Origin of the sequence: Clostridium chrysemydis (genome assembly GCF_015234215.1) — a bacterium.
In the GTDB taxonomy this organism is placed as follows: Bacteria; Bacillota; Clostridia; order Clostridiales; family Clostridiaceae; genus Clostridium; species Clostridium chrysemydis.
The window spans coordinates 34204-53233 of record NZ_JADEKP010000003.1 but is presented as its reverse complement, the minus strand read 5'-3'; the positions used below and the strand labels follow the sequence as shown (position 1 = coordinate 53233).

At 28.3% G+C, this 19030-nt stretch carries 20 protein-coding genes; 6 read left to right on the top strand and 14 right to left on the bottom strand.

What is annotated here, in order from left to right; all coding sequences use genetic code 11:
* Positions 1-15 precede the first annotated feature (15 nt).
* On the bottom strand, positions 16-843 hold the full coding sequence (licT, locus tag INR60_RS10330) for a BglG family transcription antiterminator LicT (RefSeq protein WP_194191451.1): 828 nt from the start codon (positions 841-843) through the stop codon (positions 16-18).
* A 499-nt stretch (positions 844-1342) separates the two neighbouring features.
* Between licT and INR60_RS10325 the strand changes: the two genes are divergently transcribed.
* Positions 1343-1489 (top strand): hypothetical protein, encoded by a 147-nt coding sequence (locus INR60_RS10325; RefSeq protein WP_194191450.1) that lies wholly within the window; start codon positions 1343-1345, stop codon positions 1487-1489.
* A gap of 19 nt (positions 1490-1508) precedes the next feature.
* The gene (locus tag INR60_RS10320; protein ID WP_207729559.1) at positions 1509-1961 is read left to right on the top strand and encodes a hypothetical protein; all 453 of its coding nucleotides are present in this window, start codon (positions 1509-1511) and stop codon (positions 1959-1961) included.
* A gap of 120 nt (positions 1962-2081) precedes the next feature.
* Here the strand turns inward: INR60_RS10320 and INR60_RS10315 are convergent, their stop codons facing one another.
* The 5 genes from INR60_RS10315 to INR60_RS10295 all read right to left on the bottom strand — a co-directional run bounded on the left by INR60_RS10315 (position 2082) and on the right by INR60_RS10295 (position 6542).
* Complete coding sequence (locus tag INR60_RS10315) at positions 2082-2435, bottom strand: hypothetical protein (protein ID WP_194191449.1); 354 nt, start codon at positions 2433-2435, stop codon at positions 2082-2084.
* A 198-nt stretch (positions 2436-2633) separates the two neighbouring features.
* Positions 2634-3755: an aminotransferase gene (locus INR60_RS10310; protein WP_194191448.1), complete on the bottom strand. Its 1122-nt coding sequence runs from the start codon at positions 3753-3755 to the stop codon at positions 2634-2636.
* A gap of 32 nt (positions 3756-3787) precedes the next feature.
* Positions 3788-5206, bottom strand: coding sequence for an arginine-ornithine antiporter (gene arcD, locus INR60_RS10305; RefSeq protein WP_194191447.1), 1419 nt, complete (start codon positions 5204-5206; stop codon positions 3788-3790).
* Between the two features lie 160 nt (positions 5207-5366).
* Positions 5367-5759, bottom strand: a complete 393-nt coding sequence (locus INR60_RS10300) for a PTS sugar transporter subunit IIB (RefSeq protein ID WP_194191446.1) — start codon at positions 5757-5759, stop codon at positions 5367-5369.
* A 54-nt stretch (positions 5760-5813) separates the two neighbouring features.
* Positions 5814-6542, bottom strand: a complete 729-nt coding sequence (locus tag INR60_RS10295) for a MerR family transcriptional regulator (protein WP_194191445.1) — start codon at positions 6540-6542, stop codon at positions 5814-5816.
* A 238-nt stretch (positions 6543-6780) separates the two neighbouring features.
* On the opposite strand from INR60_RS10295, the gene INR60_RS10290 reads away from it, so the two are divergent.
* Positions 6781-7158, top strand: coding sequence for a hypothetical protein (locus INR60_RS10290; RefSeq protein ID WP_194191444.1), 378 nt, complete (start codon positions 6781-6783; stop codon positions 7156-7158).
* A 43-nt stretch (positions 7159-7201) separates the two neighbouring features.
* On the opposite strand, the gene asrC is transcribed toward INR60_RS10290, so the two are convergent.
* From asrC to asrA, 3 genes are read right to left on the bottom strand one after another with little or no spacing between them, the layout of a single operon-like run.
* Positions 7202-8248: a sulfite reductase subunit C gene (gene asrC / locus INR60_RS10285; protein WP_194191443.1), complete on the bottom strand. Its 1047-nt coding sequence runs from the start codon at positions 8246-8248 to the stop codon at positions 7202-7204.
* Positions 8249-8261: 13 nt separating this feature from the next.
* On the bottom strand, positions 8262-9056 hold the full coding sequence (gene asrB, locus INR60_RS10280) for an anaerobic sulfite reductase subunit AsrB (protein WP_194191442.1): 795 nt from the start codon (positions 9054-9056) through the stop codon (positions 8262-8264).
* Entirely contained in the window at positions 9056-10087 is a 1032-nt protein-coding gene (gene asrA / locus INR60_RS10275) for an anaerobic sulfite reductase subunit AsrA (protein ID WP_194191441.1), read from the bottom strand. Before asrA ends, asrB begins: the two co-directional genes overlap by 1 nt.
* 226 nt (positions 10088-10313) lie before the next feature.
* On the opposite strand from asrA, the gene INR60_RS10270 reads away from it, so the two are divergent.
* Complete coding sequence (locus tag INR60_RS10270) at positions 10314-11225, top strand: DMT family transporter (RefSeq protein ID WP_194191440.1); 912 nt, start codon at positions 10314-10316, stop codon at positions 11223-11225.
* Here INR60_RS10270 and INR60_RS10265 read toward each other — a convergent pair.
* The 4 genes from INR60_RS10265 to INR60_RS10250 all read right to left on the bottom strand — a co-directional run bounded on the left by INR60_RS10265 (position 11222) and on the right by INR60_RS10250 (position 17399).
* Positions 11222-12526, bottom strand: coding sequence for a glycoside hydrolase family 125 protein (locus INR60_RS10265; RefSeq protein WP_194191439.1), 1305 nt, complete (start codon positions 12524-12526; stop codon positions 11222-11224). The genes INR60_RS10270 and INR60_RS10265 overlap by 4 nt on opposite strands.
* 38 nt (positions 12527-12564) lie before the next feature.
* The gene (locus tag INR60_RS10260; RefSeq protein ID WP_194191438.1) at positions 12565-13311 is read right to left on the bottom strand and encodes a MurR/RpiR family transcriptional regulator; all 747 of its coding nucleotides are present in this window, start codon (positions 13309-13311) and stop codon (positions 12565-12567) included.
* Positions 13312-13386: 75 nt separating this feature from the next.
* Positions 13387-16056 (bottom strand): glycoside hydrolase family 38 N-terminal domain-containing protein, encoded by a 2670-nt coding sequence (locus tag INR60_RS10255; RefSeq protein WP_194191437.1) that lies wholly within the window; start codon positions 16054-16056, stop codon positions 13387-13389.
* Between the two features lie 20 nt (positions 16057-16076).
* Positions 16077-17399 carry a PTS sugar transporter subunit IIC gene (locus INR60_RS10250; protein WP_194191436.1) on the bottom strand — a complete coding sequence of 441 codons (1323 nt, stop codon included), beginning with the start codon at positions 17397-17399 and terminating at the stop codon, positions 16077-16079.
* 218 nt (positions 17400-17617) lie between these two features.
* Here INR60_RS10250 and INR60_RS10245 point away from each other — a divergent pair, with 218 nt between their 5' ends.
* Entirely contained in the window at positions 17618-18034 is a 417-nt protein-coding gene (locus INR60_RS10245; RefSeq protein WP_194191435.1) for a hypothetical protein, read from the top strand.
* Positions 18035-18185: 151 nt separating this feature from the next.
* The gene (locus tag INR60_RS10240; RefSeq protein ID WP_194191434.1) at positions 18186-18479 is read left to right on the top strand and encodes a hypothetical protein; all 294 of its coding nucleotides are present in this window, start codon (positions 18186-18188) and stop codon (positions 18477-18479) included.
* A 60-nt stretch (positions 18480-18539) separates the two neighbouring features.
* Here INR60_RS10240 and INR60_RS10235 read toward each other — a convergent pair whose 3' ends face one another.
* Positions 18540-19010, bottom strand: a complete 471-nt coding sequence (locus tag INR60_RS10235) for a DUF4854 domain-containing protein (protein ID WP_194191433.1) — start codon at positions 19008-19010, stop codon at positions 18540-18542.
* Positions 19011-19030 lie beyond the last annotated feature (20 nt).

Here is a 19030-nt window from a genome sequence, read left to right as displayed (position 1 = left end):
AACAATCCTAATATTTTATTTTGTAATCCTTTGAATATGAAGTGTTAAATAAAGCATCTCTTCGCTATTTAAATCTGTATCTAAATACTTTTGTATCTTTAACATACAATTATAAGCATTTTGATACTTTTCTTTAACTTGTGATAAGAGAAATTCTTCGTTATCACTATTTGAAGTGCCTTTAGTTTCTAATCTCTTAAAAAAGAATTTCAAGTGAGTTATGAATCTTTCATAAGATATAGAGCCTTCGTCTAGGTTTATACCGTAAGTGTATTTAACTATGTTTAGTATGTCCCCTATCTTTTTACTCATACTTGAAACGTCTTCTAAACTATCTCCAAAGCCATTTACTTCTGCATTTATTATATGCATTGCAATATTACAAGCTTCATCTTCTGATAAATCTATATCAAATTCATCTTCGATGTATTCAATAGCTTTAATACCTGCTTTAAATTCCTTAGGATATAATTTCTTAATCTCCCATTTTAGAGGATTATTAATTTCCATTCCTTCTTTATAGAGCTTAATCGCATTATTTATGTGATCCGTTAAAGTAATATAGATATAATCATTAAGCTTAAGATTTATGCTATTTTTAATATATTCAACAATATCGTAGCTTAAAGAAATCAATTCCTCCGGAACATCATCTAATAATAGTTTAAACCTCTCTGAAACATCCCCTCCCTTGAAGATAAATTCCTTTTCCACAAGCTTCTCATCAATAACATCACCAACAGACTTTTTAAAAGATAAACCTTTTCCCATAACAACTTTTTCATTGCCTTCACTATCAGTTACTAAAACCACGTTATTGTTAAAGCTCTTTTTTATCCTCATTACACCACCTCTTTAAAATATATAGTTACTCGAATTTTAAACAAAAAACCTCAATTAATCAAAAGGATTAAAAATATAATCTCTTCTCATTAATTAAGGTTTCGCCTAACTTAAAGTAACGATCTCGGTATTTGATTGTAATCGTTTTATTAACTATATTTTATTACTTCCTTCACAGCTTGTCAACTATTTTTAGAAATAATATTTAAAAGAATAAACTTTAAATTTTATTTCTAATTGATATTCTAAATTTCATTTTTAAGTCTAAACTAAAAACATTCTATTAACCTAAAAATTACCAAAGCGTTAACTTAATAATAACATATATAAAAACGTATTATAACCTATTAAATGAGAGTAATTCTTTAGTATTTTAATTATTTAACCTATAGCGAATGTATTTTAATTTTTATAGCTATAAATGGAAATTTTTCTATTTTTTATTATCATTCATTAGTGTTATTATCTAGGTAAATTAATACTTAATGAGGTGATTTATATGAGTAATCATGGAGACAGAAGATTTAATCAAGATGCAAGAAAAACTGGAAAAGAAAAGGTTGCTGAGATGAGAAAAGAAGAAGAAAAAATGGAATCAAAAATAAAAGCAAAAGAAAAAGTTGAAGGTGTAATTGCACATCATTAATTGATTGGAGGAAATAGAAATGGAAGTATATGAAGAAATAGATATAGAAAAATTATTTGGTGGAGAAGATAATTTAGAAGACTTCAACAAATTCTTAAAACAATATGGAATAGATGATGGATTTAGAGATATAACTTTAGAACATACAAAAGAAAGATTAGATGCCCTTATTGCTGTAGCAGAAACTGGAACTGACCCTAAATTAACAGAAAAGAAAGCTTTCTTAAAAGAACTTTCTGATAATTTAAAAGGTGAAAAAGATAAAATCCAAGCTATGAAAGCTTTAAAGAAAGTTTATTCAGAATTAAATACAAGTTATGATATGGACGAAAAAACTTTAGATAAAAAATTAAAACATGCTCTAAAAGAATATAAAAAATATGAGCATTTCAAAAAACACGAACAAGCTATAGCTGATAAATGGATAAGAAACCTTACTAAAAAAGGTAACAAAATAGAAAATCAATTTTAGGCTATAAAAAGAGAGCATTGATTATATAATTATAATCAATGCTCTCTTTTTATTAATTATCAAACTGATGACATTTAGTCAACAGTTTGATAAAACAAATCTTATTTTCCAAAAGCTAAACTACCAATTGTTAAAATTAATATAGCCAGTTATAAGCAGTATACACATCCAGATTAAACAAACTATTGATAACACTTTGCCTATTCTAGCTCCATAATCACTTTTAAATTTACAACTTAAATATAAAGCTATTATAAATAATATAATAGATATATATTGCGTTGGAATAAATGTTCCAAACATGTATTCTCCAACAAGTAGTCCATCAATACTAAAAAAAGATATTATTGATGCAAATAACACCAAAAGAACTGCTATACTTCCTATTCCCAATCTTTTATTATCTTTATTTTGAGTCTTTTTGCCTTGATTAAATACTGGTGTCAATTTTGGATAACATAAAATTCTTTTCATTTATTTTCTCCACATAATAATAAATTTTTATTTAAATATAAGTTCATTATTACATATTATTGTAATTTATTCCATAAATTCTATGTCTTTTGCCATTTATTCAATACTTTCAAATTTTAATTAACAATTTACAAATAAATTACTCCTTATTGCTTATTTCCTAAATTTCTGTAAACTCTAAAATTGATGTCCTTTTATTTAATTATCGAACTTCCTCAAATAATTTGAAAGTTCCTTTAGTCCTTTTTTTAATATTTCAGTATGCGTACAATAGCCTAGCCTCGCATGACCTTCTACATCAAACCTATTTCCCGGAACTAATAAAACACCTTTTTCTTTTAATAGTTGGATACAAAATGTTTCAACGTCTATAGGAATATCTAACTTTATAAATGAAGTTGATACATGCTTTGGTAATACTAAAGATACCCTAGGCTCATCTTTTACCCATTCTTTAACTATTTCTAAATTAGTATTTACTATTTCTTTATTTCTCTTTAATACTGCTTCCTTATTTTTTAAAACATGTACTGCTAAAAAATCATCAAAAACCCCAGCACAAATCATTGTATAATCTCTATATTTTCTAAATATATCTGCAAGTTCTTTATTAGTTGCAGTCCACCCTACCCTAACTCCTGGAATAGAATAAGTCTTAGATAAACTGTTAGTTGATATTCCCTTTTCGTAAAGGTCAACTATAGCTGGAACTGATATATTAGAGTCTAGAGGCTTGTACACTTCATCTACTAAAATATAAGCATCATATTCTTTTGCTATTTTAACTATTTCCTTTAAGAAATCTTCTTCAAATATAGTTCCTGTAGGATTATTAGCATTATTTAAACATATCATTTTAGTGTTTTTCTTCATTAATCTTTTTAAGTCTTCTAAGCTAGGTAGCCAGTTATTTTCTTCTTTAATCTCCCAAAAATCTACTTCTGCTCCAAAAGATTTTGGAATATCATATAATTGTTGATAACTAGGATGCATAGAAATAACGTGGTCCTCTGGCTCTATTAAAGAATATAAAGCTAAAATATTTGCACCTGTCGCTCCGTTTGTTTGTAATATATTATCTTTATCAACAGTTTTATATAACTTACTAACTTCTTCCTTAAATTCTAAAGACCCTTCTATATATCCATAATTCATTTTTCTATCTAATAATTTATTAAAAAACTCTTCTGGAGTTGTTCCATCAATTCTTATAATTTCATCTAATGAAAATGATGCAATAGAGCTACCTGCAATATCATATATAGCATCATTTTCCCAAACATTTAACCATTCTTCTACACCGAAACTTGGAATTTTCATAACCTTTTTCCTCTCTTCCTTCGTCTTTTCTTTTATACAGTTACTTTACCTGCTGTCACAAGATAGACAGCATATAAAGCTCCTATAATAATTAAAATCGTTAATAAAATCTCATTTTTTGATAAACCCTTTTTACCATTTTCTTTTTTTGCTACATAAAAAAATACTATACCTGGAATGTACGCAATAAAGCATAAAAGAGTATATTGTATTCCTGATGCTAGGATTGCAAAAAGTTGAAATCCTGCTGCGATAATACCAACAATTAATTGCTTTATTTCACCTTTTTCACATCTATTTTGAAATGATAACTTAGTTTGATAAAGTCCAACAAACAAGTAACAAATTAGTATAGCCGCAGTACAAAGTGAATATGCAAAGTTATATGCCTTATCTGTAAACAAAAATGTAAATATAAATAATTGTGTTAATCCAGCAGTTAAAATTAATGAGAATGTTGGAGATCCAGCTTTATTTGTCTTTCCAAATATCTTTGGAAGCAAATTAGACCTTGCCATTAAAAGAGTTGTTTCAGCTGGAAGCATAGTCCAAGATAACCAAGACCCAAGAATTGATATTATAAGACCAATATTTATAAATGTAGCACCAAAATCACCTATAACATCTTTTAAAATATATGCCATTGATGGTGTAGGTAAATTCATAAGTTGATCGCGACTTAATAATCCATATGGGATTATTGATGCTAAAACATAAATTACTAAAAGACCGATAAGACCTAAAATAGTAGCCTTACCTGCTATTTTTTTAGATTTTGCACGTGAAGATAACATAGATGCACCTTCAATACCAACAAACACCCACATCATTACCATAACGCAACTTTTAACTTGATCTAAGACGTTACTAACTGTAATGTTATCTTTGAAGTTTCCCCAAAAATGTATTGTAAATAGGTCGAATTTAAATGCAAATATTCCAATAACTATAAAAGTAAAAATAGGAATTAACTTAAATAACGTAACTAGGGTATTAATTACTGCTGCTTCTTCAACACCCCTATTTACTATAAATGTTAATAACCACATCAAAATGCTAGCCCCGATGATTGATGGAATATTTTGACCATCCCCAAACACCGGGAAAAAATATGCGAGTGTACTCATTAACATAGTTGCAAATGCTACGTTTCCAAGCCAAGCCGAAAGCCAGTACCCCCAGCCACTTAAAAACCCTCCAAACTTTCCAAATCCAGCTTCTGCATAGCTAAAGATTCCGTTAAGTTCAGGTTTTTTATTAAGTAAATTATTGAAAGATAAAGATAACATCAAGATTCCAGCACCTACTATAAGCCAAGCTATTAAAGCTGGTCCAGGCGCAGCGCCTAACGCCAAATCACTTGAGATGCTAAAGATTCCAGCACCTACTGACGAGCTAACTACTAATGCTATTAAAGAAAATAGTCCTAGTTTTTTAGATTGTTCTGACATAATATCTCCTCCTTTGTATATCGTTTACATTTTTATCATATCATGGAGTTAATTTATGTAACAGAATAAAATTATGCACCCTTTATTCACTTTTAGCCTTTGATTTTTATCAAATATTGAATAAAAGATGCATATGATTAAATATACAGAGTATAAACCTTTATTTATTTAATAAATTTTCAATTGTTTCTAATCCTAATTTTCCATTCATCGTACCAAAAACCTTCATATCTATAGGCGCACAAGGTATATTTTTACCTTCTAAAACTTTATTTATATCATTTACTCTGTATCTGACTTGAGGAGATACTAAAATAAGGTTTATAAATTTATCTATATTATAATCTCTTATAAAGCTACTAGTAACTTTTTCAGCAGGGCCGTAAGCTAAAATAACATCATAATCTTCAAGTTCCTCTTTTTTAAATGCGCGGCTTATAGTGTAGATATCATCTACGTAAACTGACTTTCCTAATTTTTCGTATTCCTTTTTAATCTTGTTACAAAATAATCCTGAAGTTGCACCGCCAGCACAACAAATATAAACTACCATATATTTATACCACCATCCCTTAATTGTATAAATAAATTATACCACTTTAAGGGATTATTTACTGCAATATACCTTTATAGCCTTATTTATAAATTCTGAAAGCCCTTCATAGTCTTTATCTATATTATTTTTAAACCTTTCATCATAAACATACATATCTCCTAAATTTGATAAAACCTCCTTACTGCAAGTATAAAAATTATTATTTATATAATCATGCCAAACCTTAACTAATTCTTGTGCTTCCTTTGAGTCTTCACCAAATTCCACTGCGTCTTTAAACCTTCTAAAAATCCCCTCTATTTCTTCTTTAAACCTTTCATTATCGTTATTACTGTATCCTTTTTCTTTAAACTCTTTATATTCTAAAGTGTTTCCCCATCTCTCTTTTACTTCCTTTTTATAATCATCTTTCATTTTTTCTATATCCTCCTCTTTAAACTTTTCTAGACCTAGAATAAAGCTATCATCCATACTTTTATTTATAAGTTTTATTAAATCTTCAATTCTATTTTTCTTTTTGATTAAGATTTCTTTTTGCATATTTAATGCATATTTTCTATCATAGTTTGGATCACTTATTATATTCTTTATTTCTTTTAAGCTAAAATCTAACTCTTTAAAAAATAATATTTCTTGTAATTTAATTAAACTATCTTCGCTATATAATCTATATCCAGAATTATTTATTAAACTAGGTTTAAAAATACCAATCTCATCGTAATAATGTAAAGTCCGAGTAGTAACGCCACAAAGCTTACTTACTTCTTTTATAGTTAGCATGTTTTCCCCTCCTTTATCTTTAGTCTAATCTATTACGTAACGTTATAGTCAACAAAAAAATAAATATTTATTTTCTAATGATAAAGATTGCTTTGGCTAAATTTGGATTAATTTCTTAATCCTATAAATTTTATGTACATTGTATAAACATGTTATAAATTATGTATAAATTCTCTCAAATTCGACATTTTTGTTGCTATAATATTTCTATCTAACTAAAGTGGAGGCTATAAAACTTATGAACGCGAATGAAAAAATTCAAGGTATCATAGCTAAGTCAATCGTAGCTATATTCATGTTTTTCCAACTTTATTTGAATTTAATTTTTACAGATGATCATGCAATGGAAGTAATATCAGAGGATATTATCGTATTGTGTTTTTTAGGAATATTTATAACAATTTTAAATATTATCTTTTTAAAAATAGAAATTATTAGAAAAGATGAGTCGAATCATCTCTATGGAGCGATGTTATTTGTATTTCTTGTAATTTGGATTTCAAAAAGTACAACTACTATTTCTATGGAAGGGTCAGTTAGTTTTTTTTGGCTTCATTTTATAGGACTTGCAACTTGCTTAATTAATTTCTTTTTAATGATTTTTTATAAACATTAAAGGTGCCTAAAGCTAGAAATTTGCTTTAGACACCTTTTTTATTTTATCTTACTGGTCTATTTGAATCTATTGATTTATGCATACTTATTGGTTTAACATTTATATTTGATCTATATTCTGTCTCAGCCCAATATATATTTTCTGCAACTTGACACTCAGGGTTTAATTTAACACCATCTAGTATTATTTCTTTAAACTTATGGTAACCTGCTCTATCTATTAAGTGACCACCGTGTAGATATTCTGGTTTATAGTCTAAAGCCCAAGCTGAGAATTTTTGCCAGTTAGCAAACATTCCAAGAACTACTTCTTCTGTTGCAAAGTTTAAGAAAGTTTTACCCATTCTAGGGTTTTGTTTTCCTGTTCTTCCTCCGATTACAACTCTATAGAACTTTTCAGGTCTTCTAGTCCATGCACCTGTAGGACATGCTAAAACACATTCTCCACAACCTACGCAGCAACATGCATCTTTATCTATTGTTCCTCTATCATTTAAGCTTAAAACTCTAGTTGAGTGGTGCTCACACGCTCTAACGCAAGCTCCACAGCTTATACATCTTTCTGGATGATATTCCATTCTAGCTTCACCTATAACACCGAAGTCTTGGAAATGACCTTTAGCACAGTCGTTTGGACAACCTGCTACTGATACCTTGATGTGATAGTTTGATGGGAAAACTAGCTTTTCTATCTTATTTGCCATATCTTTAGTATTAGCATTTGCTTTTATACAGTGTGAGTTACCGATACAAGCCATAATATTTCTAGCACCTATTGTTGGGTACCCGCTATTATCTACTTCCATATCACAATTACATTCGTCTACTTCAACTTCTTCGATGTAATTTTTTATATATTCATTAACTTTTTCAATGTTTTCATACTTAATTCCTGGAACATTAAAAGTTTGTCTCATCCCTATATGGAATGTCCCATTACCAAAAGTTTCTGCTATTTCTTGAACGTTTTTTAAGTATTTAGCTTGCACTAATCCTCCTGGTACACGCATTTGTAGCATGAATTCTCCAGGTACTTTTGATTGACGGAAACAATTTATTCTAACTTTTTTAATATCTATATCATGATTCATAGTAAATACCCTCCTAATCTAATAATGTCTTTGCCTTAGTGTAATTAAATACTGGTCCTTCAGTACATACATAAGTTTCATTAATTCTGCAGTGTCCACATTTACCAACTCCGCAAGACATTTTTCTTTCAAATGAAACCCATATTTTTTCTTCTGGTACATTTAAGTTTAAGAAATCTAAAGCTGTAAAATGCATCATTACAGGAGGCCCTACTATTATAACCTCATAATTATCAGAGAATTTGTTTAATGGTAATTTATCTAAATGTTTAGTTACCATACCTTGCTCAAAACCTTCTTTTACTCCATTATCTAGAGTGTAGATTGTGTTAAACTTTTCTTTCCATTTCTCTAATTCATCTTTAAATAATATTCCGCCCTCGCTTTTAAATCCTAAAATAAGATTTACGCTTTCAGCCATACCATCATTTTTGTAGAATTCGTTTATTAAACTTCTTACTGGTGCAACACCAGTTCCTCCAGCTACTATTACAATATTTTTACCTTTAAATTTATCTATAGGCCATCCTTTTCCGTATGGTCCTCTTAAAAACATTGTATCCCCAGCTTCTAAGTTAAATATACAGTCTGTAACTTTACCTACTGGACGGATAGTAAAGTCTAAATATCCTTCTCCAAAGGCACTTACAGAAATAGGAGCTTCCCCGATCTTTGGTATTGAAAGTTGTAAAAATTGACCATGTTCTGGCACTATGTCAGTAGCTACTCTGTATGTATACTCACTGTCACTTTCTTTTGTAACTTTTATTATTTTATATGGACTTGGTGTTAAAACATTATCTACCATTACTTTTTACCTCCAGAAATTTCTTCGATTGCTTTTGAAAGTTTATTAATAGTTGCTGTCATTGAGATATTTTCAGGACATCTGTCTGTACATCTACCACATCCAACACACATATTAACTCCAAATTTTTGCTTATAATCGTGAACTTTATGAAGAACTTTATATCTCATTCTATCTCCGGCTGTATTTCTAAATGAGTGTCCTCCAGCCATAGTATCAAATCCTGCAATTTGACATGAAGCTTCAACTCTTCTTCTTTCACCAACTCTTCCATTTTCACTATAAGCTATATCTCTAGTAGTGAAACATGTACAAGTACTACAAGCAACAGTACAGCTACCACAGCTTATACATCTTTTGTTATACTCTTCCCACATAGGATGTTTGTGAATCATCTCTAAAGTAACTTCATCTTTGATTTCTGGAATATTTACTTTTGTAGTATTTTCTTTTATAAAATCAATTTTAAATTCTTCTTCTTTTTTACCATCAAAGTAAGGTTTAAATTCTTCATCTTTTAATTCAAATGAAATTGAATCTTCGTTAAATCTAACACCTAAACTGTAGTTATCAGTTTTATTAGTATTCATTGCTGTGCAGAAGCAAGTGTCGAACCCGTCTACACATTCCATACATACAAACTTAACTCTATCTCTCATTCTCTTATAGAATTTATCTTCGAATCCACCATTTTCAAGATATATTTTATCTTGTCTTTCTTGAGCATTTATATCACAAGGTCTTAAAAATATAAGTATTTTTTTGCCGTGAGCTGGTTTGCTCTCTCTAAACTCGTCTTCTGTAAAATAATAAAGTGTTTGATTTACAGGTGATATTACTTCCTTTGCTGGGAAATCAGATTTCTCTTTATATACTATGTCGTTAAATTCTTTAACTTCTGCATATTTTATTAGATCAGTATCTGAATATCTACCTTCCTTTTCAAATCTTTTTGGTGCATAAATTTTGTACTCTTTTCCTAACTCTTCTAGGAAATTATTGAATTCTTCAATATTAAGCTTGTATCCCATAACAACTCCTCCTTCAACTAAACAAACGTTACACATTAACATTAACGTTTACATTATTTTACTCCTTTTTTCGCATAAGATAAAATACTAAAAATAAATAACTATAATAAGTATTTAATTATATGTGTTATTTCTTTAACAATTTGTAAAATTAATTTATCTATTGACTTAGGTAATAATTTAAACTAAGGTAAGTATGGATTTTAAAATTAAAGGGGGAATATATTTGAAAAGTTACAAAGGTATTATCTATTCAATACTGGCTTCTGTAGCCTTTGGACTTATGCCGATTTTTGCAAAATTTGCTTATATAAATGGTTCAAATCCTACTACAGTTTTGATATTTAGATTTGGAATATCATCAATAATTTTATTACTTTATTCATTATTTAAAGGATTGAATGTTAAAATTCCTGTGAAAAAATTTACAATTTTATTTATCACAGGTTTGATAGGTTACACCCTTACAACGCAAACACTTTTTGTTTCTTATAACTATTTAGGAGTTGGTCTAGCTACTACACTTCATTTTATTTATCCTGCATTTGTTTGCATTTTAGAATATTTATTCTTTAAAAATAAGATGAGTAAATCTAAGCTATTTTCACTTGTTTTTGCAGGTCTTGGAGTTTATTCTTTAGTTGCATTTGAAAACCATACTATGAGTACAATAGGATTATTCCTAGCTATATTTTCTGGACTTTCATACGGAACTAATGTAATAATGCTTGCAATGGAGTCGATTAAAGATTTACCAAACGAAATAATAACAATGTATTTGTCATTCGGTGCAACTGTTGGCATGATTATATATGGACTTTTTACAAAAGAGATTATTTACAAAATTAATTTTGAAATGGGAATTTCTTATATACTTATTTCAGTAGTTTCAACGATTTTATCCATAATATTCTTACTTAAAGGTATTTCTTTAATAGGTGCATCATCTGCTTCTATCTTAGGAACTTTTGAACCTATAATAAGCATTATAATGGGAGTTATCTTATTTAAAGAACCTTTAAGTTTCTCACTTATACTTGGAACAATTTTAATAATTATTTCTACAGTTATTCTAGCTACAGATAAGTCATCCTCTGAAACTATAGAAGAAATAATAGAAGAAAAAGCCACTACTTAAAAGTAGTCGGCTTTTTTTATAACCTTTTCGTATATTAACCTAGCGAATAATGAGTTTGCCCAAGCAAACCAATCTCTAGTAAATTTTTTAGAATCATTTACGTAAAATCCTTCGTGCATATATCCTGTATCTCCATCAGTATTAACTAACATATTTATAATACTTTTAATTTCTTCGTTATCATTTGTAGTTAACGCCTCCATAGCTAGTGAAATATGCCATATATACTCCTTCGGAGTATGCGGACTTCCTATCCCGCTTCCTTCAGATCCTTCATAAAAATAAGGGTTTTTATTACTTAATATAAACTTTCTAGTATTTCTATATATCTCATCATTTATATCACTATATTCAAGATAAGGAATTGAAAGTAAACTCGGTACATTCGCGTCATCCATTAAATTTACGTTCCCAAACCCATCAACTTCGTACGCATAAATTTTCCCGAAATCTTTATCTTCTACAACCCCATAATTTAAAATACCTTTTTGGATTTCTTCCCTTAAATTCTTAGCCTTTGCTGATAAATCGTTATCACTATATATATCACTTAATATCTCTTCCATATATCTTAAAGTAACTACAGCAAACATATTAGCTGGCACTAGATATCCATAAGTACAAGCATCGTCGCTTGGTCTAAATCCTGACCAAGTCATTCCTGTATATTTTACCTTTGTCCCTTTTCCATCATTACTTAAAGTATCTGTTATAGGGCAATTTAATCTTTGGAAAGAATAATCAGATTCTTCTAAGTGATTTTGCTCTACTGTCCAAAGGTTTATTATAGTATCAAAAGTAGACTTGATATCATCATTAAATATAGACCTATCATTAGTCTCTTTATAATATTTATAAATAAGCCTAACTGGGTAGCAAAGTGAATCTACTTCATACTTTCTTTCCCAAACCCAAGGACTATCTTTAGTTATATCGTTGTCCCACTTATTTCCGTTTGGCTCCTTATTAAAGGCGTTAGCATACGGATCTATCTTAATACAATTTACTTGTCTTTTGATAAGTCCTTTAAATATATCTTTTAAATTATCATCATATTTTATAAAAGGAAGATACTGCTCTACTTGAGCCGTTGAATCTCTAAGCCACATAGCAGGGATATCCCCTGTTATAACGAAAGTATCATCTTCTTCTATACTTACAGTAGTTTCTATAGTATTTATAAAGCAATTATAAAATAGTCTTTTTAATTTTTTATCTTCTATTTTGTTAGCTAAATCTTCACCGATTTTATAAATTGATTCTTTTATTTTTAGTAATTTATTTTCATTTCCTAAAATCATATTTAATCCTCTCTTAGAAGTAATACTAAATTTTAGTATTATTTTAAAATGTCATCTATCAATTTTTTTGTTAAGTAATTAATAGCTAAATGTAATTGAAGCCTTGTATCCATATCTCTGCCTTCTTCTATAACTTTAGAAACATATATCTTAAAATCAGCTAATGCGCCTATTTTAGAATGTCCTATTTCTCCTATATAAAGGATTTTAGATCCATTTATCTTAGCGTTTTTAATTACTTCAATTAAAGATTTTGTCTCTCCTGTTTTTGATAAGACAATAACAACGTCTTCACTTGTAAGGTTTGATGTTTCTAAATACATAAGCCAAGAATCTTCTCTATACTTAGCATCGATATTACATAAATTTAATTTAACTTCAAGAATTTCGCCTATATAGTGATTCATTCCGCTACCTATTACCATTACATGTTTTGCGAATTTTATTAAATTTACTATAGGGGCAATATCTATTTCACTAAGATATTTGATTGTTTCAGTAAGTTTTTCCCCTATAGCAAATAAAACGTCTTCTTTTGAATCATCAACATTTAACTTTTCTCTTTTATAATATAGGAGCTCGTATCTAAATTCTTTAAAGGATACGTACCCTAAGTTCTTTATCATTCTAAATATCGTTGTTGTGGATACATTAAATTCATCTGCAATTTTTTGTATCGTAATATCTTTTTCTATTCTACTTTCTCTAAGTAGCTTTTCAAAACACTCTTTTTCAGTTTTAGTTAAAAAGCCTTCGTTTTCTTGATACTTTTTTAATAAACTCATATTTATACCTACTTTATATTAAAATAATTCATCAAGTACAGTATACTTTATTGAGTAATTTTTATAAAGCTACAGCTATTCTAAATAAAGAGTTATAAAACTTTCTTTGTTTATTGTAGGTAATTTTAAAATACCGTTATTAAAATCTAATTTTTGAACCTTTTCTTCTTTTAGAGTGCTTAAATAAGCATTATTAATATTTAAATCTAATTTAATTTTCTTATTTTCTAAATTAAATTTATTAGGGTTTAAGATCCTTATAACATAACCTTTATTATCTTCTGATTTTTTAAATGCTATTATTTCAAATCCTTCTTCTATCTCTACTACAGAAGTTTCAAAAGGCTTCATTTCATGCTTTTCTCTTGTAAATATATTTAAATGCCTTGATTGCACCTGAACATTTAACTTATTTGATTCTCTAAATAAATTAGCTATATTTGCTTTACCTGAATCTATAAAAATTGAATATTCTGATTCAACACTTTGAAGTAGCTGTGAATCTTTAGCATCTAATCTATAACCAGATGATCTTCCAGGTCTTACTACTAAATCAGCTTTTCCAAGTTTCCCAACTGCTCTTAATACTGTTAATGCGATTTCTCTATCCTTATAAATCATGTATTCACAAGGTCCTTTGCTTAAAACTGCAAAAGTATTATTTGTATTATGCAGCTTTACGAATTTTTGGAATGGATATATAGGTAGTTCTTCCTCTGTTGCTCCATTTTCTAAACCTGCTTGATTTAAAATTTTATTATTTCTAACTATAGTTCCAAAATGGTCTTGAGCTAAACTTTCCTTTGAGCTTTCTGTATCAGTAAATATAGCTTTTATAATGTGGTCTTTAGCATTGTTTTTAATAACAGTTTTAAAGTCTACAGTCTTGCTCTTTACTTTTAAAGATACATATGAAACTATAACTGAATTAACAAAATCCTCTGACCTTTTGTGGTCTATACATTCCCTTGGAGTGCTTAAATTAAATGTGATTTTGTATTTGATTTCGTATACATTATCTTCAAGTAGTTCTATTTTAGGCTTTAAACTTTTAGTATTTATAACTTTATCTATAACAGGAGGAGAATAATTATATTCATCTCCGTCATCCCCGCCTTCTTCAAACCAGTGTACTTCTTTATAAGTTTCTCCATTTTCTTTATTTAAAATATCTATTGTTCCGTTTTCATTTATTTTTACTTTTATAAATTTATTTTGAAATAATTTATCTTCTAATAATTCTAAATCAGTACTTTTAAAAGATTCTGCGTCTTGCTTTTCTCCATAGCAAACCTTTAATACCTTATATCCCATAGGTGGCATTATTGAAGCTTTTATCTTTACTTGAATATTAAATTTAGTTCCTTCTAAAATCTCGCCTGCATCATGGTAATTTACGCAACCATTATACTCTTCGATTTCTGTATTGATTTCTTTTTTATCTTTTACTATCACATATGGAATGATATTATCTTTATCATCTTTTAAGATAAAATCTTTATCTTTTACTATAAAGTTTATGAAAATCAAATCATCTCTTTTGTAAGGTAATGTATTAAATAATACAGCTGCATCTTCATTTTCTTTGAAGTTTGAAAAATCTAATTTATCTTTTAAGGATCTTATATTCATCCAAATTAGTTCATTTAATCCATGCCTTAAATTTAATAATCTATTTTTAACTGTTTGATTTATAGAGTTTGGTGAAGATGAATAAATAGAATCATGAAATTGATTTTTAAATATCATTTTCCAATAGTAATTAGTTAAACTTTGATCAAATCTCCCTCCTATAGTTGTACTTATTACAGACATAGGTTCAACTGTAAGTGGTAGTATAGTTTCGTATTTTTTCATTTCGTTTTTTATATCTATTCTAGTTGATGTTATTCCAGCGTGAATTCTTCCAAGCATGGCACTTCTAGCTTCACCTTTAAATATTTCAAGCTTTCTCTTACTTTTAGATATACTTTTTATAACATCTTCTGTATAAATTTCTGGGTTAGAAATTTTTATATTATATCCTTCATCTAAAAAATTAGTTTTTAGACTTTCTATAGTTTCTGTGATCGATTCTTGAGGCTTAGTGTGATCGCTTCCTCCCATAAGAAGTATCTCATCATCTATAAATCTATCTTCAATTTTATCCTTAAAACCTTTTAAATCTTTAAAAGCCTCATCTTGGTCTGTAGGTAAATATCTATAGTACCCATACCCTAAAGGAAAATGAATACTTAATATGCTATCTCCATTTGGAGCTTCCCATAAAAATACTGAGTCTTTTGTATACTCGTAATTAAAACCTCTCCAAACAAAAAGTGATTTCATTCCAAGTTCTTTAAATATTTGTGGAGTTGTTTGTATTTGCCCAAAGGCATCTGGTATCCAACCCGAACTCATACAATGGCCCAAATCTTTTGCAATATTACTACCAATTATCAAATTTCTTAGTAACGATTCACCGCTCACTAAAGCTAAGTCAGGTTGGGTATACCAAGGTCCTATAAATATTCTCTTTTCAGAGACATATTTTCTTATTTTATCTCTTTTTTCAGGTCTAATTGTAAGATAATCTTCTAATGCCGCAGTTTGTCCATCAAAAGTGAAATACTTATAGTCTTCATTTCTATCTAAAATATCTAATAGCATATCAAACACATAAACTGCTCTTATCCTATAAGTATCGGAAGATCTTAACCACTCCCTATCCCAATGTGTATGATTTATATAATGAATATTTTTCATTTCTGTCTCCTTTATCTCTACTAGCTTTCTTCTAATTCATGTTTATCTTGTCTTAATTGAAGTTTTACAAATGGTGCATATAAAACCATATCTAAGATGAATAATAATATATATAAAATTACCGGAGCTAACTTAAATGCTGCTAATACAAAAACATTAAGTATTACAGGTTCAGCTCCTGAGTTTAAAACTACAAGTGGTGTAACTAATCCAACCTTAATTGCAAAGTAAGCAATTACAGCGTTTATTACTGGAACAAATACAAATGGTAAAAACATTATTGGATTTAAAACTATTGGTAATCCAAAAGTTACAGGTTCATTTATTCCAAAACATCCTGGTATTATAGCAACCTTTCCGACAGCTCTTTCAGCAGAACCCTTTGGTGCCATAAATAAAAGTAAAACAACTAATGCTAAAGTAGAACCAGAACCCCCAATCATCGCATAAACATTACTTAAGGTATTTGGTGCAACTTGAGTTATAGAATCAAAGCTTCCTGTTTTAACATAGATATCAATATGTTCCATAAAGATTGGCATCCATAAAACTGATATTAATCCCCACATAATTGAAAAACCATGTATTCCAAAGAACCAAAGTAATTGCATTACTATAATTACTATAATTACAGCAGGTAACCCTGTTCCTATATTAGAAAGCGGTGCTACTATAAACTGTGCTACTACTTGTTGAAGTGAATCAAACCCTGCAAATTCAACTATTTCTTTTATTGTTGAGAATATTATTAGTACTATAAAAAATGGAATAATAGCTCTAAAAGAATCTAAGATTGAAGGTGGTACAGTATCTGGAAGCTTAATAGTAAATTTTGAACCTACAAGCTTTCCGTATAGATACGCTGTAACTAATCCGATTATTAACCCTGTAAACATACCTTCGTAATTAAAGAAGTTAGGTGCATACCCTATAGCTTCCTTACCTTCAACAAGTATCTTACTTGGTATTGTTGCAAAGTAAGTAACTAAGGCAATAATTGAAGTTGTAACTGGAACAATTTTATTATTGTTTTCCTTAAGGTGTATAGCATAAAAGAATGAAGATGCTATTACTATTACAATCCCTACAAGTCCCATAGCTACCTGATTTACATTTCCAAATATATTTAAAATATTTCCAAGTAACCCATCTAAAGAAACATTATATCTTCCACACCAGTAATCACCTTGTGATTTAACAAGCCCTGCTAAAGACCCTACTACTGTAAATGGCATACTTAAAATAAATGCATCTTTTATCGCTTGAAGTACAGTATTTTGTGCAACCTTATCAGCTATTGGTGATAAGTATTTTTCTAGTAAATTTAAAAATTTATTATACATTTTTCCACGCCCCTTTGTTATCGTTTTCTTTGTAGTTTTATTATACGTTCATAGTATTTACTTTTGAATTACTATATAAGTAAAATTTTTACGCTAAATAAATCTCATTTTACGTAGTCTTTGAATTTAATATCAATCTTTTGTTAATTCATCCTATACTTTGAAATATATAATTAGCATAGGTGTATAATCAAAGTATAAAGATTGGAGGGATATTTATGAAAAACTCACTTAAGATAGAAAACGTATTTAAGTTTTCACTTTTTTCAATCCTTATTTTGTATAGCTTTAAATATATTCCTTTCTTTTATAAAAGCTATGTGCTAAATGATACTTTTAAATACGTTTTACTAGTGGTTTCATTAATTGCACTATTTTTTATTGATGAATATTTAACTACTCAATCTAATAATAATGTGATATTTGATTTTTCAATTTCTTTATCACTTTTATATTTTGTATCAAGAATAATACCGATACTAACACTAGTTCTTTATATAGGAATACTATATATGTTTTACAAGCTATGTACACATTACTTTAGTAAATTTAAAGAATCTGACGGAAACTTTTTAGATCTTTTACTATTAATTTTAAGTATATTTGGTTTAATATTCTCTTTTCTTTTGATTTGAATTTAAAGTGAAATAATGAGTCTATTTTTTAAAAACTTTATGTATTTTAGTTAATATTTATGTTTTTTATGATTTTTTAATATATAATGTAACCATAAAGATTAAACGTTTACAAGGAGCGTTTATAAATCTTTTAGGAGGTGTAAAAATTATGACTTTAGATTTTATTTTATTTTGTATTGTTATTATTTTTGGAGGAATAAGTATTTATAATTATTTATGGGATAAATATGAACTTATATCTTTACCTAAGATTTCAAGATTAGAATCAAAGGTTACATTTTCAATAGCTATTATATATAGCATTATACTTTTATATAGTTTTTACAATCTAGAAAGTAGTATTTCACTTTCTTATATCGGCAAAAGCTTAGCTTTCTTTGGTTTCTTTGTATTTTTATTTTACTCATCAATCAAAGAAAAACTTACTTTAAAAAATGTTTAATATGTCCAGACTAAAATATAAATAAAAAATAACCTCTACAAAATTTATAGAGGTTATTTTTTATTTATCATCTTTTATAATATCAATTTTATGAGTATATATTTCACTTCCGTCAGCATTTACATACTGGTAAACTACTTTCATTTTATCAGTATTAATTAGCTCTATAGTACTTTGTAGCCCTTCTTTTAATTCAGGTTCTTTTTCTATTAAATTATCTTCCATAGACTTTTTAATTTCATCTGTAACCTTTACTCCCTCTTTTTGTTTGAAGGTATAAGTTAAAGTATTTCCTTTTGCAGTTATCGTAGTATCTTCTGGTAAACCTTCTTCTACCTTTTTTCTAAATTCTTTATTATTCATCATAGCTTCAGCTGATTTAAATTTTCCATCTACAATACCAGAATCTTTATCCTTTGAATCTGAAATACCAGTATCATTAGAAGCAGTATTTTTAGGACTTCCTGTGCACCCAGCTAAAGTAAAAATAGTTATTCCTACTAAAATAAGTGAAATTAGTTTCTTTTTCATAAATTCAATTTCTCCTTTTA

Coding starts and splice junctions, on each gene's coding strand:
- licT (WP_194191451.1), bottom strand. CDS start 843: ATGAGGATAAAAAAGAGCTTTAACAATAACGTGGTTTTAGTAACTGAT.
- INR60_RS10325 (WP_194191450.1), top strand. CDS start 1,343: ATGAGTAATCATGGAGACAGAAGATTTAATCAAGATGCAAGAAAAACT.
- INR60_RS10320 (WP_207729559.1), top strand. CDS start 1,509: ATGGAAGTATATGAAGAAATAGATATAGAAAAATTATTTGGTGGAGAA.
- INR60_RS10315 (WP_194191449.1), bottom strand. CDS start 2,435: ATGAAAAGAATTTTATGTTATCCAAAATTGACACCAGTATTTAATCAA.
- INR60_RS10310 (WP_194191448.1), bottom strand. CDS start 3,755: ATGAAAATTCCAAGTTTCGGTGTAGAAGAATGGTTAAATGTTTGGGAA.
- arcD (WP_194191447.1), bottom strand. CDS start 5,206: ATGTCAGAACAATCTAAAAAACTAGGACTATTTTCTTTAATAGCATTA.
- INR60_RS10300 (WP_194191446.1), bottom strand. CDS start 5,759: ATGGTAGTTTATATTTGTTGTGCTGGCGGTGCAACTTCAGGATTATTT.
- INR60_RS10295 (WP_194191445.1), bottom strand. CDS start 6,542: ATGCTAACTATAAAAGAAGTAAGTAAGCTTTGTGGCGTTACTACTCGG.
- INR60_RS10290 (WP_194191444.1), top strand. CDS start 6,781: ATGAACGCGAATGAAAAAATTCAAGGTATCATAGCTAAGTCAATCGTA.
- asrC (WP_194191443.1), bottom strand. CDS start 8,248: ATGAATCATGATATAGATATTAAAAAAGTTAGAATAAATTGTTTCCGT.
- asrB (WP_194191442.1), bottom strand. CDS start 9,056: ATGGTAGATAATGTTTTAACACCAAGTCCATATAAAATAATAAAAGTT.
- asrA (WP_194191441.1), bottom strand. CDS start 10,087: ATGGGATACAAGCTTAATATTGAAGAATTCAATAATTTCCTAGAAGAG.
- INR60_RS10265 (WP_194191439.1), bottom strand. CDS start 12,526: ATGATTTTAGGAAATGAAAATAAATTACTAAAAATAAAAGAATCAATT.
- INR60_RS10260 (WP_194191438.1), bottom strand. CDS start 13,311: ATGAGTTTATTAAAAAAGTATCAAGAAAACGAAGGCTTTTTAACTAAA.
- INR60_RS10255 (WP_194191437.1), bottom strand. CDS start 16,056: ATGAAAAATATTCATTATATAAATCATACACATTGGGATAGGGAGTGG.
- INR60_RS10250 (WP_194191436.1), bottom strand. CDS start 17,399: ATGTATAATAAATTTTTAAATTTACTAGAAAAATACTTATCACCAATA.
- INR60_RS10245 (WP_194191435.1), top strand. CDS start 17,618: ATGAAAAACTCACTTAAGATAGAAAACGTATTTAAGTTTTCACTTTTT.
- INR60_RS10240 (WP_194191434.1), top strand. CDS start 18,186: ATGACTTTAGATTTTATTTTATTTTGTATTGTTATTATTTTTGGAGGA.
- INR60_RS10235 (WP_194191433.1), bottom strand. CDS start 19,010: ATGAAAAAGAAACTAATTTCACTTATTTTAGTAGGAATAACTATTTTT.